The sequence below is a fragment of the Streptosporangium roseum DSM 43021 genome, from assembly GCF_000024865.1.
Taxonomy (GTDB): Bacteria; Actinomycetota; Actinomycetes; order Streptosporangiales; family Streptosporangiaceae; genus Streptosporangium; species Streptosporangium roseum.
The window spans coordinates 5,013,923-5,034,096 of sequence record NC_013595.1; the positions used below are offsets into that span (position 1 = coordinate 5,013,923).

A 20,174-nucleotide genomic window follows, 5' to 3' on the forward strand; every position below is an offset into this window, starting at 1 on the left:
GCGGCGGCGGCCGTCTCCCACGAGTGTCTGGAACGCCATGTCTCGTACAATTTCGGACATGAGGACTGTCGCGGTCGCCGTCACCGACGGGATGCTGCATTTCGAACTGTCGGTGGCCTACGAGGTGTTCGGCACCGCGCCGGCCGGCATGGCCGGCCCCTGGTACCGCCTCACCGGCTGCGGGCCAGGCGCCGTACAGGCCGGCAGGTTCCGGCTGGAGCCCGACTACGGGCTCGACCGGCTGCCGAGCGCCGACACCGTGATCGTCCCGGCGTGGGCCGATGTCGACGTGGACCCGCCCGGCGACCTCATCGACGCGGTACGCGCGGCCCACCGGGCGGGTGCGCGCGTGGCCGCCCTCTGCACGGGCGCGTTCGTGCTGGCCGCCGCCGGCCTGCTGGACGGTCGGCGCGCGACCACGCACTGGGCGCACACCGGGGCGCTGGCCACGCGCTATCCCCGGGTGGAGGTCGATCCGGACGTGCTCTACGTGGACAACGGCAGCGTGCTCACCTCGGCCGGCAAGGCCGCCGCGATGGACCTGTGCCTGCACCTCGTCCGCCTCGACCACGGTTCGGCGGTCGCGAACGCGGTCGCGCGCCGCCTGGTCGTGCCGCCCCACCGGGCCGGCGGCCAGGCCCAGTTCGTCACCTCGCCGGTGCCCGCGCAGGAGAACCACCCGCTCGCGGAGCTGTTCCCGTGGGTGATCGAACGGCTGGACCATCCGCTGACCGTGGAGGACCTGGCCCGCCAGGCCGCCATGAGCTCGCGCAACCTGGGCCGCCGTTTCAGGTCGGTGACCGGCACCACTCCGCTGCAATGGCTGCTGACCCAGCGGATCCGCCGCGCCCAGGAACTGCTGGAGACCACCGACGACAGTGTCGAGGCGATCGCGGCAGCCACCGGAATGGGCACCGGCACGACGCTGCGCCGGCATTTCAACCGCACGGTCGGCGTGCCGCCCGACACCTACCGCCGCACTTTCCGCGACTCGCACGCCGAGGGCGGCACGGACAGGGCGGCGATCAGCAGACGGCAGGCCGTTACGGTTCAAGCGTGAGCGACAGCCGCCGGGCGCGTTCCTGCGCCTCTCCCGCGAAGCGGACGGTGCCCCGCCTCTCCCCCGCCCTGCCGCTGAATCCTGCACTCGTCTTCCTCGCGGGCCGATGGGAGGTCCCGCTGCACCGAGCATGAATAGATGTATGTCAATATAGATGAACGTCGACTTCGATGGACTTCTATATGAGGAGGGGGGACCGGTGGAGCCCCTGGAACTTCTGGCGTGCAGCCCGCCGCTGACGCGTGAGCCGCTGACCGCCGAGCAGGCCGCCGCCGTGGCGCGGGTGTTCAAGGCCCTGGGTGACCCGGTGCGGCTGCGGATCCTGTCGATCGTGGCCGGCCACGCCGGCGGCGAGGTGTGCGTGTGCGACATCACCGGCGTCTTCGAGGTGTCCCAGCCCACCATCAGCCACCACCTCAAAGTCCTCAAGGAGGTCGGCCTGCTGGTCTCCGAGCGGCGCGCCTCCTGGGTGTACTACCGCCTGGTCCCGGAGACGTTGTCGGAGCTGTCGGCCCTGCTGAACATTCCCGCCACGGTCTGACCCCGTCCTGAAGGAAGATCCATGTCCTCGAGTACCCGTGCCCCTGCTGCCGCTTTCGCGGCGGAGGCGAGCGTGATCGGCAGGCTCTCCACGCTGGACCGGTTCCTGCCGGTGTGGATCGGCGTCGCGATGGCGGCCGGGCTGCTGCTCGGCCGCGCGGTGCCCGGCCTGGACGGCGCGCTGGAGGCGGTGAGGATCGGTGAGATCTCGCTGCCGATCGCCCTGGGCCTGCTGCTGATGATGTACCCGGTGCTGGCCAAGGTCCGCTACGACCGCCTGGACAGCGTCACCGGCGACCGGCGGCTACTGATCTCCTCCCTGGTGCTCAACTGGGTCATCGGCCCCGCGCTGATGTTCGCCCTGGCCTGGCTGCTCCTGCCCGACCTGCCCGAATACCGCACCGGCCTCATCATCGTGGGCCTGGCCCGCTGCATCGCCATGGTGCTCATCTGGAACGACCTGGCCCGCGGCGACCGCGAGGCCGCCGCCGTCCTGGTCGCCGTCAACTCGATCTTCCAGGTCGTCGCCTTCGGCGTGCTCGGCTGGTTCTACCTCGACATCCTGCCCGGCTGGCTCGGCCTGTCGCAGACCGCCCTGAACGTGTCCGCGTGGGGCATCGCCCAGTACGTGCTGATCTTCCTCGGCATCCCCCTGGCCGCCGGCTACGCCTCGCGCAAACTGGGCGAGCGCGCACGCGGCCGCGACTGGTACGAGCAGCGCTTCCTGCCCAAGATCGGCCCCATGGCGCTGTACGGCCTGCTGTTCACCATCGTCATCCTGTTCGCCCTGCAGGGCGACACGATCACTTCCCGGCCCGGCGACGTCGCCCGGATCGCGCTGCCGCTGCTGGCCTACTTCTTCCTCATGTGGGGCGGCTCGTTCCTGGCCGGCCGCGCGATCGGCCTGCCGTACGACCGCACCACGACCCTGGCCTTCACCGCCGCCGGCAACAACTTCGAACTCGCCATCGCCGTCGCGGTCGGGGTGTTCGGCGTCACCTCCGGCCAGGCCCTGGCCGGGGTGGTCGGCCCGCTCATCGAGGTGCCCGTCCTGGTCGCCCTGGTCTACGTCAGCCTGCGGGCCCGGCGTCTGTTCACCACCACACCCAAGAGGCCGGCCCATGCCTGACAAGCCCAGCGTCCTGTTCGTCTGCGTGCACAACGCTGGTCGCTCCCAGATGGCCGCCGGCTGGCTCACCCACCTGGCCGGCGACCGCGTCGAGGTCCGCTCGGCCGGATCCGCCCCCGCCGAGACGATCAACCCGGTCGCCGCCGAGGCCATGCGCGAAGCCGGCGTCGACATCACCGCCGCCCAGCCCAAGATCCTGACCACCGAAGCCGTCCAGGCCTCCGACGTGGTCATCACCATGGGCTGCGGCGACGCCTGCCCGATCTTTCCCGGCAGGCGGTATGAGGACTGGAAGCTGGATGATCCCGCCGGTCAGGGCATCGAGGCCGTGCGAGTGATCCGCGACGACATCCGCGCTCGGATCGAAAAGCTCATCACCGGGCTTCTGCCCGCCTCGTAGGGCCCGGCACCCGGCCGGTGGGCTTCATGCCAGGTGACGCTGAGGACCGTACGGGTAGCCCGCGGCGAGCTGTGCCCGGCCGCCGCCGACCCGGATGTCGGCCTGCCGTGGCCGCCCGGTCACACGGCCGCGGGTGCGGCGAGTGGGGCGAACAGCTCGCCGAGCCGGTTCACCGCCGACGGGATGATCCGGTAGTAGACCCAGGTGCCGCGCCGCTCCGAGCCGATCAGCCCGGCGGTGCGCAGCACTTTGAGGTGGTGGGAGATGGTGGGCGCGGTCAGGTCGAAGGCGTCGGTCAGGTCGCACACGCACGCCTCGCCGCCCGCGTGCGAGCCGATCATCGACAGCAGGCGCAGCCGTACCGGGTCGGCGACCGCCTTGAGCGGCACCGCGAGATCGGGGGTCGTCGCGCCTGGCGGCTCGACGACCCCCGGCACGTGATCCTCGCCGGCCTGCTAGACCATGTGCTTTCGGGCGTCCACGGCGGGCCCTCCCCCGGCGGCGGGCGCGTTGGGCGCGGGTGCGGGTTTGGCGGCGGAGCGGCGGATGAGGTCGGGGACAAGGGTGAGGATCCCGAGTGCGGCCAACCCGGCGCCGAGCCACAGCGGGGCTCGCAGGCCGAAGTCGTCGATGGCCATTCCTCCGGCGAAGGAGCCGATGATGACGCCGAGGGTGATGAAGGAGGAGTGGACGGTGTTGACCAGTGGCCGGGCGTTGCCGGTTCGCTGGACGCGGGTGACCATCGCCGGGTTCATGGTGACGCCGACCAGGCCGATGCCGAGCATGAGCACCACGGCGGGGATGCTGAGGTGGGCCAGCAGCGCGAACCCGGTCAGGAAGATCAGGTTCAGGGCCAGTCCCCACAGCTGGACGCTGACGGTGTGCCGGTCGGCGAGGCGTCCGACGATGTTGTTGCCGACCACGGTGGCGGCGCCGTAGGCGATGAGCAGAAGCGGGACGGTTCCGGCGCTGAATCCGGTGACCTGGGTGAGGATCGGGTTTAGGTAGCTGAAGGCGGAGAAGGTCGCGCCGATGATGAGGGTGCTGGTCGCGAACACCAGCCACAGCTTGGGTTTCGTGAAGACGCGCATCTCCTGCCGGAAGTCGCCACCGTCGCCTTCGGCGCGCTCCAGCCGGGGCACACCGATCATCGTGGCGAGCGCGGCAAGGGCGGCCACGGCGCTGACGGCCCAGAACGCGGCGCGCCAGCCCAGGTGTTCTCCGATCAGGGTGGACAGCGGCAGCCCCAGCAGGGTGCCCACCATCAGCCCGTTCATGACCACCGCGATGGCCCGGCCGCGACTCTGCGGAGGCGTCAGCCGGACAGCCAGTGAGATGGCGACTCCGAAGAACGCCTGGGCGGCGATGCCGGTGATGATGCGTGCCGCCATCATGATCGGATAGGAGGGGGCGGTGGCGGCCAGCAGGTTGCCCACCAGGAAGATCGCGAACAGCACCATGAGTGCCGGTTTGGGGCGCAGTTTCAGCACCGCGATGGTGAGGAAGGGCCCGCCGGCGGCCATGGCGACCGCGAAGGCGGTGATGAGGTAGCCGATCTGCGGGATGGTGGCGCTCAGCCCGTCGGCCATCTGCGGCATCAGTCCGGCGACGGCGAACTCGCTGGTCACCATGGCGAAGACGCCGAGGGCCATCAGGTGTACGGCACGAGGCATGAAGGGCGCTCCTGTACGAGGGGATTTTGCATCGATCGGTGTAAAATGTGGGCATGCGGACGCGCCGCGGCGGCCCGCGGTGCGTCAGCGAATGTGGCAGGTCAGGGCGTCAGGGCGTCTACCGCCGTTGCCGCGATGGCCTCCAGGACGGCGCGATCGGCCCCGCCCTGGGCGGACACCCGGATCCCCGCGATCACGGCGTTGAGGAAGCGGGCGAGCGCGGCCGGGTCGCGTGGAGAGGTGATGTCGCCATCGCGCCGCCCCTCCGCGATGACGGCCTTGAGAGACTCCAGCCGCCGGGCCATGTCCCGATCCAGCAGCCGGGCGATCTCCGGGTCGCGTCCGGCGAGTTCCACCGTGGTGTTGACGGTGAGGCAGCCGCGGCCGTGGCCGTTCCGCCGGCCGGCGGCCTCGATCTCGATGATCTCGGCGAACAGTGCACGGATCCGTTCGGCGGCCGGCCGCTCCCGGTCCTCCAGGATCTCCAGTTGGGTGGCGGTCGTGGTGTCGATGTAGCGGGTCAGTACACGTGCGAACAGTCCGTGCTTGCTTTTGAAGGCGTTGTAGATGCTGCTGCGGTCCAGGCCGCTGACCTCGCACAGGTCCCGGGTCGAGGTGGCCTCGTAGCCGTTCTCCCAGAAGGCGCGCATTGCGGCGTCCAGGACCCGGTCCTCATCGAATGTCCGCGGTCGAGCCATACGGGCACGCTACACGTTTTACATCGATCGATGCAATATGGGGCGCGGCCCCCTGCCGTCTCCCCTGCAGTCGTCCGTCTGTCGGCACTCGCCGGGCTGATCGCTCACCGGCCGGGCTGATCGGAGGGGTGGTCATCGGTGGCGGCACCCGATGCCGGCGCGGCCACGCCACCGACCGACACGTCTCGGCCGGAGGCGTCGGGGAGGAGGAGCTTCTCCGGATCCGGCGTGGCGAAGGCGCCGGCGGATGCGGCGAGGGCGGCGGTCCTGGCCGCGTGGTCGGGAAGGTGCGGGTCGGGTGGCGTACGGAGAAGCACCAGCTGGTGGTAGAGCGGCGCGGTGGCGGCGATGAGCAGTCGCCGCGCGTCGGTGTGCGGCGGCAGCTCTCCGCGCCGGACGGCTCGGCTGACGATGACCTCACAGCGGGCGTACCGGTCCTCCCAGAGCCGCCGCACGCCGCGGGCGGCTTCTTCGGAGCGGAACGAGGCGGCGATCAGGGCTGCGGCGATCGGCGGCCGCGCGGTCAGGGCCGCCTGATTCTCGTGGTTCAGTGCCGCCAGGTCGCCCTGCAGGGAGCCGGTGTCCTGAGGCTGCCAGTCATCGTCACTCGCCGCTTCGAAGACATCGGCGAGCAGGCCGCCGACATCCCGCCAGCGCCGGTACACCGTTGCGCGATGCACGCCCGCGCGGGCCGCGACGGCGTCCAGGGTGAGCTCGTCGTAGCCGCGCTCTCCGAGCTCGGCGCGGACCGCGTCGAGAACCTGCGTACGGATGCGGCCGGTACGGCCACCGGGTCGGCGCCGGGGCGGCGGCGCCGACGGGCTGCCCTCTGGCGGTGGAACCGTGGGAGTCATCGCCGGGAATCCGTTTGCTCAGCAGACAGCGTCATGACAGCATCTTAATGCAGCACTTGTCGCACTAGTGGGGGTATCGATGCTCTTCCGAAGCGTTCACCCGGCCGCGCGGCCTTCGACGGCCGCCTCGTCCTTGAATACTTCGGAGTGCCTGCGTGCCTACGCGAATCACCGCGCCCGCCCTCGGCGAGACCTTCAACGGCAGGCTCGTTCTTGACCCGGTGACGCGCTCGCCCGCCGCGGGTGAGCGCACGGGGATCATCGGTGAGAACGGATCCGGCAGGACCATCCTGCTGCGCCTGCTCGCCGGGGGTGAACGGTCCGATCAGGGAGAGGTCGTCGTCCACGCCGACGGCGGCGCCGGCTGTCTCGCCCAGGACGGGCGGCTGCCGCCGTATGCGACCGTCCAGGAGGTTGTCCGGCGGAGAGCGGGCCCGGTCGTGGCCGGCGGCCGCCCCGGAGGTGCTGCTGCTGGACGACCCGGCCAACGATCTCGGCGAGAGCGCCCCGAGCCGGCTGGAGGAACACCTGCGCACCCGGCCGGGCACCGCGGTGGCGGTCTCCCGCGACCGGGTCTCCCTCGGACGCGCCGCCACCGGCAGGAGTTTTCCAGGTCACACCGCGCTCTGAGAGGAAACGATTCTTGAAGTCACATGTTCCCGCCGACCCGACCGTGGTGCATCCGATGCCCGAGCAGCCGCGGGTGGTGCTGCTGAAGCCGCTGGTCACCTCTCCGCTGATCGAGGTCGGGGAGTTCACCTACTATGACGACCCGGATGATCCGACCGCCTTCGAGACCCGCAACGTCCTGTATCACTACGGGCCGGAAAAGCTGGTCATCGGGAAGTTCTGCGCGCTGGGCGAGGGGGTGCGGTTCATCATGAACGGCGCCAACCACCGCATGGACGGCCCCTCGACCTTCCCGTTCCCGATCATGGGCGGTTCCTGGGCCGAGCACTTCGATCTCATCGCCGCTCTGCCCGGTCGGGGTGACACCGTGGTGGGCCATGACGTCTGGTTCGGGTACCGGTCCATGGTGATGCCCGGAGTCCGCATCGGTGATGGTGCGATCATCGCTTCCGGTTCCGTCGTCGTCGACGATGTCCCCGCCTACGGCATCGTCGGCGGCAACCCGGCCAAGCTCATCCGCCGTCGCCACAGCGACGAGGACATCGTCCGCCTTCTGGCCCTGGCCTGGTGGGACTGGCCGCTGCAGCACATCACCGAGCACATCCGCACGATCATGTCCGGCAGCGTCGACGACCTAGAGGCCGCGGCACCGGGGCGGCGGTAGCGGCACGCCGGGGCCCGCCGCCCGTGAGAGCGGCGGGTCGTCAAGCGGCTCCGCCGGCCCGGAGATCCTCTGAACGTGCCGGGGCGGTGCCGGAGCTCGTCGCCGATCAGCTCGGCGTCGGCCAGGTCTGTGCGCCGGAGGCTTGGCGTTGAACGCGGTCATCTGGCGGAGCAGCCTGTACGCGAATTCGAATCCACGGCACTTCGGCCTGTGGCACAAGGGTGCAACGTGCTTGAACGCGATCAACGATCAGGTGACGGGGCTCGGCGGCGCGGCGGGAAGGACGCAGCACAGGGCGTGGCGCAGGGTGGTGGCGAAGGAGGCGGTGTTGCCGGGCTCCAGCCAGCGCCGTCCCGCCACGCGGATGGCGCCGGCGACGGCGGCCGCCATGACGGCGGGGAACAGGTCGCGTCCGAGGTCGGTGCCGGTGCGCGCCGCGATCGCCTCGGCGAGCGGGCCCTCCGCCATGGTGAACGCCTTCAGCGCCTCGCCCTCCAGCTCGGGTGTCGACATGATCATGCGTAGGCCGGCCTTGTCGGGCTCGGGGCTGGTGTAGAGCTCGATTACGGCGGCGATGACGGCCTGGTCGAGCGGCTCGTCGTCGGGCCGGGAGCGCAGCGCCTGTCCCACCTTCCTGGACCGGTCGGCCTGAAAGGAGCAGATCGCCTCCTCCCTGCTGGAGAAGTAGTTGTTGTAGGTGCGGGGCGAGACGCCCGCGGTCGTGGCGATGTCGTGGACGCGCACGAGGGCCAGCCCGTTGGGCCCCAGCTCGATGGCCAGCCGTAGCGCGGCGTCGCCGATCGCCATGCGGGTGGCCTGCTTGTTGCGCGTCCGGAGGTCCGGCGCGTCGTCGTTCATGGGCTGATCCTATCCGACAGTGCGTGCGGCGCACTATATGCGTGTCACGCAATTTCTGTGTAGAGTGCGGGACATGGCTGGCACTCACAGTTGAAGAGTGCCAGTCACCAGGTGTGTGCCGGGGCGGCGAGGTCCGCGGGCAGGCCGACCGCCTGCCCGCGGGGCCGTCCGTCGCGGGCGTCGTCCCGGACGCTCCCGTCAAGAGACGACCCCTACCAACAGACGGCTGCCATCAGAGAGCCGCCATCATCGAGAGCAGGAGTGGTAATGACCGCGAAAATGATCGCCTTTGACGAGGACGCCCGGCGCGGCCTGGAGCGCGGTATGAACCAGCTCGCGGACGCCGTCAAGGTGACCCTCGGCCCCAAGGGCCGTAACGTCGTCCTGGAGAAGAAGTGGGGCGCACCCACGATCACCAACGACGGTGTCTCCATCGCCAAGGAGATCGAGCTCGAGGACCCGTGGGAGAAGATCGGGGCCGAGCTCGTCAAGGAAGTCGCCAAGAAGACCGACGACGTCGCGGGCGACGGCACCACCACCGCCACCGTGCTCGCCCAGGCTCTCGTACGTGAGGGCCTGCGCAACGTCGCCGCCGGCGCCAACCCGATGTCCCTGAAGAAGGGCATCGAGGCCGCCGTCGAGCGCGTCTCCGAGGAGCTGTCCAATCTGGCCAAGGACGTGGAGACCAAGGAGCAGATCGCCTCCACCGCCTCCATCTCCGCCGCCGATCCCGAGATCGGCTCGCTCATCGCCGAGGCGATGGACAAGGTCGGCAAGGAAGGAGTCATCACCGTCGAGGAGAGCAACACCTTCGGCCTGGAGCTTGAGCTCACCGAGGGCATGCGCTTCGACAAGGGCTACATCTCCCCCATCTTCATCACCGACCCCGACCGGCTCGAAGCGGTGCTCGACGAGCCGTACGTGTTGCTCGTGAGCGGCAAGGTCGCCGCCAACAGGGAGGTGCTGCCGGTCCTCGACAAGGTCGTGCAGTCGGGCAGGCCGCTGCTGGTCATCGCCGAGGACATCGAGGGCGAGGCCCTGGCCACCCTGGTCGTCAACAAGATGAAGGGTCTCTTCCGGTCGGTCGCGGTCAAGGCGCCGGGCTTCGGTGACCGCCGCAAGGCCATGCTGGGCGACATCGGCATCCTGACCGGTGCCCAGGTCATCAGCGAGGACCTCGGCCTCAAGCTGGAGTCCACCACGCTGGACCAGCTCGGCCGCGCCCGCCAGGTCATCGTCACCAAGGACGAGACCACCATCGTCGACGGTGGCGGCGACGCCGAGCAGATCGCCGGCCGGGTCAACCAGATCCGCGCCGAGATCGACAACACCGACTCCGACTACGACCGCGAGAAGCTCCAGGAGCGTCTGGCCAAGCTGGCCGGCGGCGTGGCCGTCATCAAGGCCGGCGCGGCGACCGAGGTCGAGCTCAAGGAGCGCAAGCACCGCATCGAGGACGCCGTTCGCAACGCGAAGGCGGCCGTCGAGGAGGGCATCGTCCCCGGCGGTGGCGTGGCCCTGCTGCAGGCCGGCGCCAAGGCGTTCGACAAGCTGGAGCTGTCCGGCGACGAGGCCACCGGTGCCGCGATCGTGAAGAAGGCTCTTGAGGAGCCGCTGAAGCAGATCGCCGTCAACGCCGGCCTTGAGGGCGGCGTCGTGGTGGAGAAGGTGCGCAACCTCACCCCGGGTGAGGGCCTGAACGCCGCCACCGGCGAGTACGTCAACATGTTCGAGTCGGGCATCATCGACCCGGCCAAGGTGACGCGCTCCGCGCTGCAGAACGCCGCTTCCATCGCGGCGCTCTTCCTCACCACCGAGGCCGTCATCGCCGAGAAGCCCGAGAAGGCCGGAGCCGCTCCCGCCATGCCGGGCGGCGGCGACATGGACTTCTAGCCCCATCTTCAACCTGCGCGTCGCGGACGCGGGCCCCACGAGCCCTTCACCCCGGACACAGTGCGCCGCGAGATGCAGATCGTCCGCGACGAGCTGTACCGCGACGCGGTCCGCGTCACCGGAGACGGACACGCCCGCCCCCGCCTGACCGCGGCCGTCATTCGAGACGAAGAAGAACAAGCCGGGTACGTGCGCGAGCTTCTCGACATCTACGACGAGGAGGGCGCGGACGCGGCGTTCGTCGACACGTTCGCCCGCCGGGACCTGCCGACGTCCTCCGAGCCCGAACGGGACTTCGACACCGCCGGCTTCGGCATCGTCAAGATCCTGGAGCGCGGCCGCACAGGGACTGCATATCCGGGGCTGCCGTGGGAGCCCAAGGCCGCCTTCCACGCCCTGGCCGAATACGGACGCGCCAGCGGCGCTTGCGACCGAAGAGAGGACGATGACGTGACGCTGCCGACTGCGAAGCTCGGAAGGACCGGATTGCAGACGAGCCGTCTCGGCTACGGAGCGATGGAGATGCGCGGGCCGCAGGCGTGGGGCAAGCCGATAAGCGACGATCAGGCCCGCACGGTATTGAACACGGTCCTCGACTCGGGCATGAACCTCATCGACACGTCACCGGACTACGGCGACGCCGAGGAGCACATCGGCCGCTGGATCTCCCACCGGCGTGACGAGTTCGTCCTCGTCAGCAAGTGCGGCTGCCCGCTCGCCGCGGACGGTGACCCGCGGACGTTTCCGCTGCACGCCTACACGAGGGCGAACGTCCGCGCGTGCGTCGAGCAGAGCCTGCGCCGGATGCGCACCGACCACCTTGACGTCTTGATGGTGCACATGAGCCCGAGCGTCGCCGTGATGCAGGCCGAGGACACCATCGCCGAGATGCAGGCACTCCAGGACGAAGGCGCGATCCGCTTCACCGGCATGTCAGGGAACCTGCCCAACCTTCCGGAGCACATAGCGATCGGGGTGTTCGACGTTTTCCTCCTCCCCTACTCGGCGCTCGACCGTTCCCACGAGGAACTCATCAGCGCCGCCGCGGCGGCCGGCGCGGGGACGATCGCTCGCGGCTCGGTCGCCCGCCCACTCGCGGCTCCGCCCGAGGCCATGCCGGAACCGCTGCGCCGGCCGCTCGCCGACCACCACGCGCGGCTCGCCGCCGCCGGCCTGGACGATCTGGCAGACGGCGCCTCGACGATGGAACTCCTGCTTCGCTTCATCCTCAGCCACCAAGATCTTCACTCGGTGATCGTCGGCTCGGCCCAGGTCGCGCACGTGCAGGCCAATGTCGCAGCCGTCCGGAAGGGCCCGCTCCCGGCGGAGGTGTACGGCGCGCTGCGGGAGCGCCTCGGCGCGGGGTAGGAGGCTCATGTCGAGCACAGGCCTGGTCGCATCGGGACGGCGGCGATCCGGACGCCGCTTGTCCGGCTGCCGGGCAGCCGGTGCCGGTGGCGAAGTCCCACCGGTCGAGCGGCACGCGATCAGCCGCGCCGCGGAGTGACGAGGCCGGATTCGTAGGCGAACACCACGAGCTGGGCGCGGTCCCTGGCACGCAGCTTGGTCATCGCCCTGCTGACGTGCGTCTTCGCGGTGGTCGGGCTGATCACCATGTGGACGGCGATCTCGTCGTTGGACAGGCCGCGGGCCACCAGCGCGGTGACCTCGCGCTCGCGGTTGGTCAGCACGTCGAGTCCCTCGGGCGCGGACGCGGGGCGGCGGGCGACGTACTCGGCGATCAGGCGGCGGGTGATCGCGGGAGACAGCAGCGCGTCGCCGCGGGCCGCGACCCTGACGCCCTGCAGCAGGTCGGCGGGTTCGGTGTCCTTGACCATGAAGCCGCAGGCGCCGGCGCGGAGCGCGTTGAAGACGTACTCGTCGAGGCCGTAGTTGGTCAGGATCACGACGTGGACGCCGCTCAGCCGCTCGTCGGCGGCGATCAGCCGGGTCGCCTCGATGCCGTCCATCACCGGCATCTGGATGTCGACGAGGGCGACGTCGGGCCGGTGCTCGAGGGCGAGCGCGACGCCTTGCTCGCCGTTCACGGCCTCGGCCACCACCTCGATGTCGTCCTCGATCTCCAGCAGGGCCCGGAAGCCGCCGCGGATGAGCGCCTGGTCGTCCACGAGCAGCACGCGGATCATGATGGTTCTCCAAGGGGAAGCTCGGCGCGTACGGTGAAGCCGCCTGTGGGGCGGGGCTCGGCCCGTAGGCGGCCGCCGAGCGACGCGACGCGCTCGCGCATGCCGAGCAGACCCGTGCCGGGCACGGGCGGTGCGTCCGGGTCGGCCTTTCCGTCGTCGTCGACCTGCACGACCAGCTCCTCGTCCGCGTAGTCGATGCGCACCGCCGCGGCCGCCCCGCCGGCGTGCCTGGAGACGTTGGTGAGCGCTTCCTGGACGATCCGGTACGCGGCCCGGTCCACCTCGGCCGACAGCTCCCGCCGCGTGCCGGAGATCGTCACCGTGGCCGGCAGCCCGGTCGAGCGGGCCCGCTCCACCAGGTCGTCGAGCCGGTCGAGGCCGCTGGCCGGGACCTCGCCGTCGGAGCGGTCGGAGTCGCGCAGCACCTCCAGGGTGGCGCGCAGCTCGCGCATGGCGTCGCCGCTGGCTTCCTGGATGGCCAGCAGCGCGGGGGGCACGTCCTCGCCGCGCTTGCGTGCCAGGTGGACGGCCACTCCGGCCTGGACCTTGATGACCGAGATGCTGTGGGTGAGCGAGTCGTGCAGTTCCCTGGCGATGCGCAGCCGCTCCTCGCCCGCGCGGCGCAGGGCCGCCTCCTCGCGGGTGCGCTCGGCCTCGGCGGCCCGCTGCTCGGCCTCCTCCAGGTACGCCTGCCGGTGCCGGATCATCGTCGCCGCCACGCCGGCCGCCACGAACCAGCCGACCAGCAGTGCGGCGCTGTGAAGATTCTGCCCGGACCCGTCGGCGCCGGGCAGGTGCGCCACCAGGTCGACACCCAGGAAAAGCACGCCCGCCAGCGCCGGGGCCAGCCGATGGCCGGCCCTGACCGCGCCGAACACCGACACCAGCACGGGAAAGGCAGCCGGCGGGCCCGGCTGGATGTGCGCCGCGACCACGAGCATGCAGGCCGTGCTGACGAGCAACGACACCAGGGGCGCCCGCCGCCAGGCGACGACCGCGAGCGAGCCGGCGAGGGCGGCCGAGAGATCCAGCGCGCCCGCGCGCGGCGTGTTGACCACGACGACCGACAGCAGGACGGCCATCACCGCGGCCAGCAGGCCGTCCTGGGCGAGAGGCCGCCAGCGGTCTGTAAATCTCATTTGCGTAGATTAAGGGCTTTCCCGCTGGGAGTCCTCCGCCGTATGTCGTAATAAATCACTACTCCCCGCGATGTAGTGGGGCAGATCCTGCTTCCCAGGTGCCAGGCGGAGGAGTCTCCCTGGGCATGATGACCGCTGACCGGCCCGGATACCACGATGTCCGGTATGCACACGATCCACGTCAAGGGCGAGCCCCGCTACGTGAGCCCGGAGAGCTGCCGGCCATCACCCCTCGCGCCGGAACCCGGCACGAGCACGGAGCGGCCGCCGCTGGGCATCCGGCTGCTGCATGCCCTGGGAAAGGAGCGGGACTGGTCGGCGATGACGGACGAGGAGCTGGTCGCCTACCGAGACGCGGAGAACCGCTTTCGGGCGTCCCGCCTGGCGCGAGTGATCACCGGGCGTCCGGACCGCGGCGCCGCGATCCGGTGGCAACGGGTGGCGCTGCCCGGCCGCGAGCTCCCGGTCCGGGTGTACCGGCCCTCGCCCGGCCGCGGCGGCAGGGGCGTGGACCGGGCTGAGCTGCCACTGGTGATCCACGTGCACGGAGGCGGCTTCGTGGGCACGGCGGTGCAGTGCGACTGGGTGAACAGCCGCCTCGCGGCCCGGCTGCCCGCGGTCGTCGTCTCGGTCGAGCACCGCCTCCTCGGCCCGGAGACTCCGCTGTCGGAGGCCGTCGACGATGGCTGGGACGTGCTCCGGCACGTGGTGCAGCACGCCGCGCGGTGGGGCATCGACCCGGCGCGGACCGCCGTCTTCGGCGAGAGCACCGGCTCGATGGTCACCGCCCTGGCCGCGATCCGGGCCAGAGAGGCCGGCCTGCACCTGCGGGCGCAGGTGCTGGTCAATCCCGCTGTCGACCTGACCTCGACGATGTTCGACCACGCCTCGATCATCCGGCACGCCAACAGCCCGACCCTCACCGTGCCGCAGCTGCGGCTGCTCCACCGGTTCGCCGTTCCGCCGGGAACCGACCCTCGTGCGCTGTCGCCGCTGTATGCCGACGATCTGAGCGGGCTGGCCCCAGCGCTCGTGGTGGTGCCGACCCTTGACCCGCTGGCCGATCACGGCCGCTGTTACGCCGAACGGCTGCGAGCGGCCGGGACGCCCGCGCGGCTCACCGAACATCCCGGAGCGACGCACGCGTTCCTCAGCATGCCGGGCGTGGTGCCGCAGGCCAAGGCCGCACGGGCGGAGATCGTCGAGTTCCTCCGAGGGGCCCTCGCCGGGTGACAGGTCCCGGCCTGCCGGTTTCCGCCCCATCATCGGGTCCAGCCGGGATACGGGGAATGTGCCGCAATCCCCGGCCCGAACTCGGCGCCGCCCTGCGCCGGCCGAGTGAGGTGGGACGGACAGCACGGGGAGAGTCCCCGTCGCACTCATTGATCATGAGACGAGCGGTCACCTGTCGATCGACACGGTCGGTGCACTGCCCAGGAAATACGACCATCGGCTCGAATCCGCGCCTGGTCGCGACGAGATTGACGAAGACGGGAGAGCGATGACCACCACCGACCTTGCCCAGGCGAGGGAGCGGTCCGCACCACCACCGGAGGCCGACTCCGGGGCGGGACAGAGCCTGGCGGGGCTGCTGCGCCCTTATCTCCGGAGTTTCGCCGCCGTTGTGATCCTGCAGGTCGTCGGCGCCGTCGCGGGTCTGGCGCCGCTGCTGGCGGTCGTCGAGCTGGGGCGCACTCTGTTGTCGCCCGGCCCGATCGATCACGGTCATGTCTGGACCGTCGTCATCGCGGGTGCGGCCGGCCTGTTCGTCCGGCTGCTGTTCACGGCCGCCTCGTCCGGACTCGGGCACATTCTCGACGGCCGGGTGCAACTGTCGTTCCGCCGGCAACTGGCCGCGCGGCTGGGAAGCGTACCGATCGGCTGGTTCTCCCGGCGCCGCACCGGCGAGCTGGCGAAGGTGGTGGGCGAGGACGTGGGTGCCGTGCACCCGTTCATCGCCCACGCCCCCGGCGAGCTCATCTCCGCGTTCGTGGTGCCGCTGGTGTCGCTGATCTACCTGTTCACCATCGACTGGCGGCTCACGCTGATCACGCTGATCCCGGTGGTGCTGGCAGTGGCGCTGGTCCCGCTGCTGATGACCCCGACCCGGCTGCGCGAGCAGGAGGAGTTCGATGCGGCGATGGGACGGATCGCCAGTTCCGTCGTCGAGTTCGTCCAGGGCATCTCGGTGGTCAAGGCGTTCGGCGGCGGCGAGCGCGCCCACCATAAGTTCCGCACGGCCGCAGACGATTTCGCCCGCATCTTCTACCGGATGGTGCGCGGCCTGTCCGTGGTCGGTGCCGGCATGCAGGTGGCGCTGTCGCCGCCGTTCGTGCTGCTGGCCGTGCTGATCGGCGGTGCGGCTCTGATCACGGCCGGATCCATGGCCGTGGCCGACCTGCTGCCCTTCCTGCTGCTCGGACTGGGCCTGACCGCTCCGGTCGCGGCCCTCAGCCACGGCTTCGACGACCTGCAGGCCGCCCGGCGCGCGGTCGGCCGGATCAAGGACGTGCTCGAGGTGCAGGCGCTGCCGGAGCCTGCACACCCGCTCGCCCCCCAGGGACACCGGGTGGAACTGCGTGAGGTTCGATTCGGCTACGAAGCCGAACACGAGGTGCTGCGCGGGATCGACCTGGTGCTCGAACCCGGGACCGTCACCGCGATCGTCGGGCCGTCGGGAAGCGGGAAGTCCACGCTGGTCCAGCTGCTGCCGCGCTTTTTCGACCCGACCCACGGTTCGGTCGCCATCGGCGGTGTCGATCTGCGCGAGCTCGGCAGCCGGGAGCTCTACCGGACGGTGTCCTTCGTCTTCCAGGACGTCCGCCTGCTGCGCGCGTCGGTCGCCGACAATATCGCGCTGGCGGTACCGCACGCCGACCGCGACGACGTGATCCGCGCCGCCCGGCTGGCGAATATTCACGATCGGATTCTCCAGCTGCCGCGTGGATACGAGTCGGTGATCGGTGAAGACGCCGGGCTGTCGGGCGGCGAGGCACAGCGGATCTCGCTCGCCCGCGCCCTGCTGGCCGCCACGCCCGTCCTGGTGCTGGACGAGGCGACCTCCTTCGCCGACCCGCAGACCGAGCAGGCGGTGCGCCGGGCCCTGGCCACGCTGGGGGGCGATCGGACCATCGTGGTCATCGCCCATCGCCTGGAGACGGTCGCCGACGCCGACACCGTCGTGATGCTGGAGAACGGGTCGATCGTCGAGCGCGGCAGGCCCGCCGAGCTGCTGGCACAGAACGGAAAGTTCGCCGCGTTCTGGCAATCCCACCGATCGGCGATCGCCGACGAGATCGACACCCACCGTGGCGTACCGCAAGGAGACGAGCCCCGATGATCCGAATGCTGCTGCGCGTGCTCGGAGACCAGTACGCCCGGCCGATACGTCGCACCGTGGCCCTGATGACGACGACCGCGATAGCCGAGGGGTTGTCCTACGCACTACTGGTCCCGGTGCTGCGGGCCCTGTTCGGCAGCGAGCCCGCAGCCGCCTGGCCCTGGCTGATCGCGTTCGGGGCCGTGGTCGCGGCCTACGCGGCGCTGCGCTACATCAGTGATCTGTCCGGTTTCCGCGTCGGGACCACGATGTTGCGCGGCATGTATCACCGGCTCGGCGATCATCTGGCCCGGTTGCCCATCGGCTGGTACAACGCGGGCCGCATCGGGCAGGTCTCCGCCCTGGCCAGCGGCGGCGTCCTGCAGGCGATGAGCGTGATCGCACATCTGCTGGCACCGTCCATCTCCGCCAGCGTGACTCCCCTGACGATCATTGTCGTGATGCTCGCCTTCAACTGGCAGCTGGGGCTGGCCGCGCTGGTCGCGGTACCGGTCGTGGCGGCGATCCAGCTCTGGACCGCACGCTCGACGGCCGCCACCGATGCCGAGCGCGCCGAACGCGACCAGGAGGCCACCGGGCGCGTCATCGAATACCTCCAGGCCCAGCCGGTGCTGCGCGCCGGCGGCCGGAGCGGCGAACGCTTCCGGTTGCTCGACGACTCGCTGCGGGAGGTCCAGCGCGTCTCCCGCCGCAGCGTGCTGTCGGTGCTGCCCGGCGCGGTGGGCCTGACGCTCACCGTGCAGGCGATGTTCACCGTGCTGCTGGTCCTGGGCGCCTCCCTCGCGCTCGGCGGGAACATCGGCGCGGCAGAGGTTCTGGCGATCCTGGTGCTGGCCGCCCGCTGCGCCGATCCGCTGCTGTCGCTGGCCGATATCGGCAGCCAGCTCCGCGGCGCACGCTCGGAGCTGGCCAGGCTCGACACGGTACTGCGCACCGAGCCGCTGCCGGAAGCCCGTGAACCGATCCAGCCGGTAGGCCGCGACCTGGAGTTCGACTCCGTCGCCTTCCGGCACGGCGGCCGCACGGTGATCGACGAGGTGTCGTTGTCGGTGCCGGAGGGGCAGCGGCTTGCCGTCGTCGGACCCTCGGGTGCGGGCAAGAGCACGCTGCTGCAGTTGCTCGCCCGCTTCTACGACGTGGACGCGGGCGCGGTGCGCGTGGGGGGTGCGGACGTGCGCGCCATCAGCACCGAGGTGCTGATGGCGCAGATCGCCATCGTCTTCCAGGAGGTCTATCTCTTCGACGGCACGATCGAGGAGAACGTGCGCCTGGGCCGTCCCGACGCGGGCGTTGCCGAGGTACGGGCGGCAGCGACCGCCGCGCGGTTGGACGAGGTGATCGAGCGGCTGCCCGGCGGGTGGGCGGCGAACGTCGGCGAGGGCGGCACACTGCTGTCGGGTGGGGAGCGCCAGCGTGTCTCGATCGCGCGAGCGCTGCTGAAGAACGCGCCCATCGTGCTGCTGGACGAGGTGACCTCCGCCCTGGACCCGGTGAACGAGGCGGCCGTCCACGAGGGCATCGAGCGCCTGATGGCGGGCCGGACGGTGGTGATGGTCGCGCATCGGATGCGGACCGTCCAACGCGCCGACCGCATCGCCTTCCTGGACGGCGGCCGGATCGTGGAAGAAGGCAGCCATCACGAGCTGCTGCGCCACGGCGGCCGCTACGCCGACTTCTGGAACGCCTCCCTGACACCGGCAACTGCATGGGACGGCCGGGGCTAGGCATCGCGGGAGGGGACGGCTCGCCGGACGATGAGGGCGGCGGTAAGGCACATGGCTCCGGCGACCGCCATTCCGGATGAGGGGCCGAGAGCTGCCATCACCCCGGTGGCAGCGGCCAGGGTGACAGTTTCAAGGCTCATCCGCGCCGTGCTGAACAGCGCGGCGCCCGCCCCTCCGCGCTGGGAGGGCACGTACTTGAGTGCTTGCCCGTCCGGGACGCCTTCGGTCAGCCCGAGACACAGCCCGACAACCCCGGCCGCGACGAGAAGGGAGGCGGGATGGTTGGTCACCTGGAGGATGACGGCGGTGACGGTGCAGGCGAACAGGGCGGTTGTGACCAGCTGCCGTGCCAGCCGGCGCGCGAGCCGGGCGGCAAGGAGCGGAAGGACCGTTGACGGCAGGGTCAGCAGGCTGAGCATGATCGCTGTCTCGCCCGGGCCCATGCCCTGGACAGAGCCAAGCTGAGGGAGCACGGTCAATCCCACCACGAGCATCCCCATGAAGGCCCCCGTCGCCACGGCGTACGCGCGATAGGCGGGAATCCGCAGCAGGTCCACGGGGATCGCGGGATCGGACGCGCGCCGTTCCACGCGGACGAGCAACGTGGCGCCGGCCGCCGCGACGAGGATCAGCCCACCTGGCCCCCACCACGGGACGTCGGCCCCGAAGCCCAGCCCGAGTGCGGACACCACGGCGGCGATGGTCACCCCGAAGAGGACGGCGCCGGCAAGGTCGAAGTCATCGGGCACCTCGGGGCTGCGAAGGCCCGGAAGCCCGAGCGTGGCCAAGGCCGCGACGGCGGCGACGGCCCCCGGCGTGACGAAGACGAGGGGCCAACCTCCGACGGCCATGAGGGCCTGGGCAACGACCGGGCCCAGCGCCAGACTGCTGCCCAGGACGGCGCCCGCGTAGCCGTACACCCGGCGCCGCTCCTCCGGCGGGTACACGGCCAGGATCATCGACGATCCGCCGGCGGCGCACATCGCCGCCCCGACGCCGGCGACTGTGCGAAGTGCCACCAGAGACACCAGGTCCGGAGCGAGGGCGGACAAGGCTCCGGTGGCCGCGACAACGAGGTTGCCGACGGCGAAGAACCGGGTGCGGGCCGTGCGGTCCGCTGTCGCCCCCGCCAGCAGCAGGGCTGCGGCGAACAGCCCGTTGTAGGCGAGGACGATCCACGGGCCCAGCGCACCCGCACCGGGCAGCTGCGCGGTCACATCGGGGACGACCGCTGTCGAACCGGTGATGGCGAGTGGGAACACCGCGTCAGAGATGAGGGCAGCCCAGAGGACACGCCGACGTTGACGAAGGGACAAGGCGAACATGAGTGCGCTCCGGAACAAGGGAATCCGAGCGCCACGAAGGCGCTCCTGGCCGAGGGGTCAGGAGCGACGGCGAGAACTGGGGTTTTGCGCCGCCGCTCTC

At 70.7% G+C, this 20,174-nt stretch carries 19 protein-coding genes and 1 pseudogene; 12 read left to right on the forward strand and 8 right to left on the reverse strand.

What is annotated here, in order from left to right:
* Positions 1-58: 58 nt before the first annotated feature.
* The 4 genes from SROS_RS21815 (at position 59) to SROS_RS21830 (ending at position 3,129) form a co-directional block, all read left to right on the forward strand.
* Positions 59-1,060 (forward strand): helix-turn-helix domain-containing protein, encoded by a 1,002-nt coding sequence (locus SROS_RS21815; RefSeq protein WP_043652571.1) that lies wholly within the window; start codon positions 59-61, stop codon positions 1,058-1,060.
* Between the two features lie 154 nt (positions 1,061-1,214).
* A complete protein-coding gene (locus tag SROS_RS21820) occupies positions 1,215-1,601 on the forward strand; it encodes an ArsR/SmtB family transcription factor (protein ID WP_043652574.1) in 387 nt (128 codons plus the stop codon).
* 21 nt (positions 1,602-1,622) lie between these two features.
* Positions 1,623-2,729 carry an ACR3 family arsenite efflux transporter gene (gene arsB / locus SROS_RS21825; protein WP_012891105.1) on the forward strand — a complete coding sequence of 369 codons (1,107 nt, stop codon included), beginning with the start codon at positions 1,623-1,625 and terminating at the stop codon, positions 2,727-2,729.
* Positions 2,722-3,129 (forward strand): arsenate reductase ArsC, encoded by a 408-nt coding sequence (locus tag SROS_RS21830; RefSeq protein ID WP_012891106.1) that lies wholly within the window; start codon positions 2,722-2,724, stop codon positions 3,127-3,129. The genes arsB and SROS_RS21830 overlap by 8 nt, the downstream gene beginning before the upstream one ends.
* Positions 3,130-3,248: 119 nt before the next feature.
* Here the strand turns inward: SROS_RS21830 and SROS_RS21835 are convergent, their stop codons facing one another.
* The 4 genes from SROS_RS21835 to SROS_RS21850 form a co-directional block, all read right to left on the reverse strand.
* Positions 3,249-3,566 carry an ArsR/SmtB family transcription factor gene (locus tag SROS_RS21835; protein WP_012891107.1) on the reverse strand — a complete coding sequence of 106 codons (318 nt, stop codon included), beginning with the start codon at positions 3,564-3,566 and terminating at the stop codon, positions 3,249-3,251.
* 18 nt (positions 3,567-3,584) lie between these two features.
* Positions 3,585-4,802, reverse strand: coding sequence for an MFS transporter (locus SROS_RS21840; protein ID WP_012891108.1), 1,218 nt, complete (start codon positions 4,800-4,802; stop codon positions 3,585-3,587).
* A 101-nt stretch (positions 4,803-4,903) separates the two neighbouring features.
* A complete protein-coding gene (locus tag SROS_RS21845) occupies positions 4,904-5,500 on the reverse strand; it encodes a TetR/AcrR family transcriptional regulator (RefSeq protein ID WP_012891109.1) in 597 nt (198 codons plus the stop codon).
* A 104-nt stretch (positions 5,501-5,604) separates the two neighbouring features.
* Positions 5,605-6,354, reverse strand: a complete 750-nt coding sequence (locus SROS_RS21850; protein WP_012891110.1) for a TetR/AcrR family transcriptional regulator — start codon at positions 6,352-6,354, stop codon at positions 5,605-5,607.
* Positions 6,355-6,575: 221 nt separating this feature from the next.
* On the opposite strand from SROS_RS21850, the pseudogene SROS_RS54450 reads away from it, so the two are divergent.
* From SROS_RS54450 to SROS_RS21860, 3 genes and pseudogenes are all read left to right on the forward strand, one after another.
* Positions 6,576-6,710 (forward strand): annotated as a pseudogene (locus tag SROS_RS54450) (ATP-binding cassette domain-containing protein); the annotation flags it as partial.
* Positions 6,711-6,768: 58 nt separating this feature from the next.
* Entirely contained in the window at positions 6,769-6,984 is a 216-nt protein-coding gene (locus SROS_RS53065; RefSeq protein ID WP_043652577.1) for a hypothetical protein, read from the forward strand.
* 55 nt (positions 6,985-7,039) lie between these two features.
* Positions 7,040-7,648 carry a CatB-related O-acetyltransferase gene (locus tag SROS_RS21860; RefSeq protein ID WP_043656326.1) on the forward strand — a complete coding sequence of 203 codons (609 nt, stop codon included), beginning with the start codon at positions 7,040-7,042 and terminating at the stop codon, positions 7,646-7,648.
* Between the two features lie 249 nt (positions 7,649-7,897).
* Here SROS_RS21860 and SROS_RS21865 read toward each other — a convergent pair whose 3' ends face one another.
* A complete protein-coding gene (locus SROS_RS21865) occupies positions 7,898-8,506 on the reverse strand; it encodes a TetR/AcrR family transcriptional regulator (RefSeq protein WP_012891112.1) in 609 nt (202 codons plus the stop codon).
* 267 nt (positions 8,507-8,773) lie between these two features.
* On the opposite strand from SROS_RS21865, the gene groL reads away from it, so the two are divergent.
* Complete coding sequence (gene groL, locus SROS_RS21870) at positions 8,774-10,399, forward strand: chaperonin GroEL (RefSeq protein ID WP_012891113.1); 1,626 nt, start codon at positions 8,774-8,776, stop codon at positions 10,397-10,399.
* A gap of 72 nt (positions 10,400-10,471) precedes the next feature.
* Positions 10,472-11,767 carry an aldo/keto reductase gene (locus SROS_RS21875; RefSeq protein ID WP_012891114.1) on the forward strand — a complete coding sequence of 432 codons (1,296 nt, stop codon included), beginning with the start codon at positions 10,472-10,474 and terminating at the stop codon, positions 11,765-11,767.
* A 119-nt stretch (positions 11,768-11,886) separates the two neighbouring features.
* On the opposite strand, the gene SROS_RS21880 is transcribed toward SROS_RS21875, so the two are convergent.
* Entirely contained in the window at positions 11,887-12,546 is a 660-nt protein-coding gene (locus SROS_RS21880) for a response regulator (protein ID WP_012891115.1), read from the reverse strand.
* Positions 12,543-13,685, reverse strand: coding sequence for a sensor histidine kinase (locus SROS_RS21885; protein WP_012891116.1), 1,143 nt, complete (start codon positions 13,683-13,685; stop codon positions 12,543-12,545). The genes SROS_RS21880 and SROS_RS21885 overlap by 4 nt, the downstream gene beginning before the upstream one ends.
* 165 nt (positions 13,686-13,850) lie before the next feature.
* Between SROS_RS21885 and SROS_RS21890 the strand changes: the two genes are divergently transcribed.
* The 3 genes from SROS_RS21890 to SROS_RS21900 all read left to right on the forward strand — a co-directional run bounded on the left by SROS_RS21890 (position 13,851) and on the right by SROS_RS21900 (position 18,749).
* On the forward strand, positions 13,851-14,918 hold the full coding sequence (locus SROS_RS21890; RefSeq protein ID WP_148269154.1) for an alpha/beta hydrolase: 1,068 nt from the start codon (positions 13,851-13,853) through the stop codon (positions 14,916-14,918).
* 268 nt (positions 14,919-15,186) lie between these two features.
* Complete coding sequence (locus tag SROS_RS21895) at positions 15,187-17,025, forward strand: ABC transporter ATP-binding protein (protein ID WP_012891118.1); 1,839 nt, start codon at positions 15,187-15,189, stop codon at positions 17,023-17,025.
* The gene (locus SROS_RS21900; RefSeq protein WP_012891119.1) at positions 17,022-18,749 is read left to right on the forward strand and encodes an ABC transporter ATP-binding protein; all 1,728 of its coding nucleotides are present in this window, start codon (positions 17,022-17,024) and stop codon (positions 18,747-18,749) included. The genes SROS_RS21895 and SROS_RS21900 overlap by 4 nt, the downstream gene beginning before the upstream one ends.
* On the opposite strand, the gene SROS_RS21905 is transcribed toward SROS_RS21900, so the two are convergent.
* On the reverse strand, positions 18,746-20,011 hold the full coding sequence (locus SROS_RS21905; protein WP_218919898.1) for an MFS transporter: 1,266 nt from the start codon (positions 20,009-20,011) through the stop codon (positions 18,746-18,748). The two genes, SROS_RS21900 and SROS_RS21905, sit on opposite strands and share 4 nt — an antisense overlap.
* Positions 20,012-20,174 lie beyond the last annotated feature (163 nt).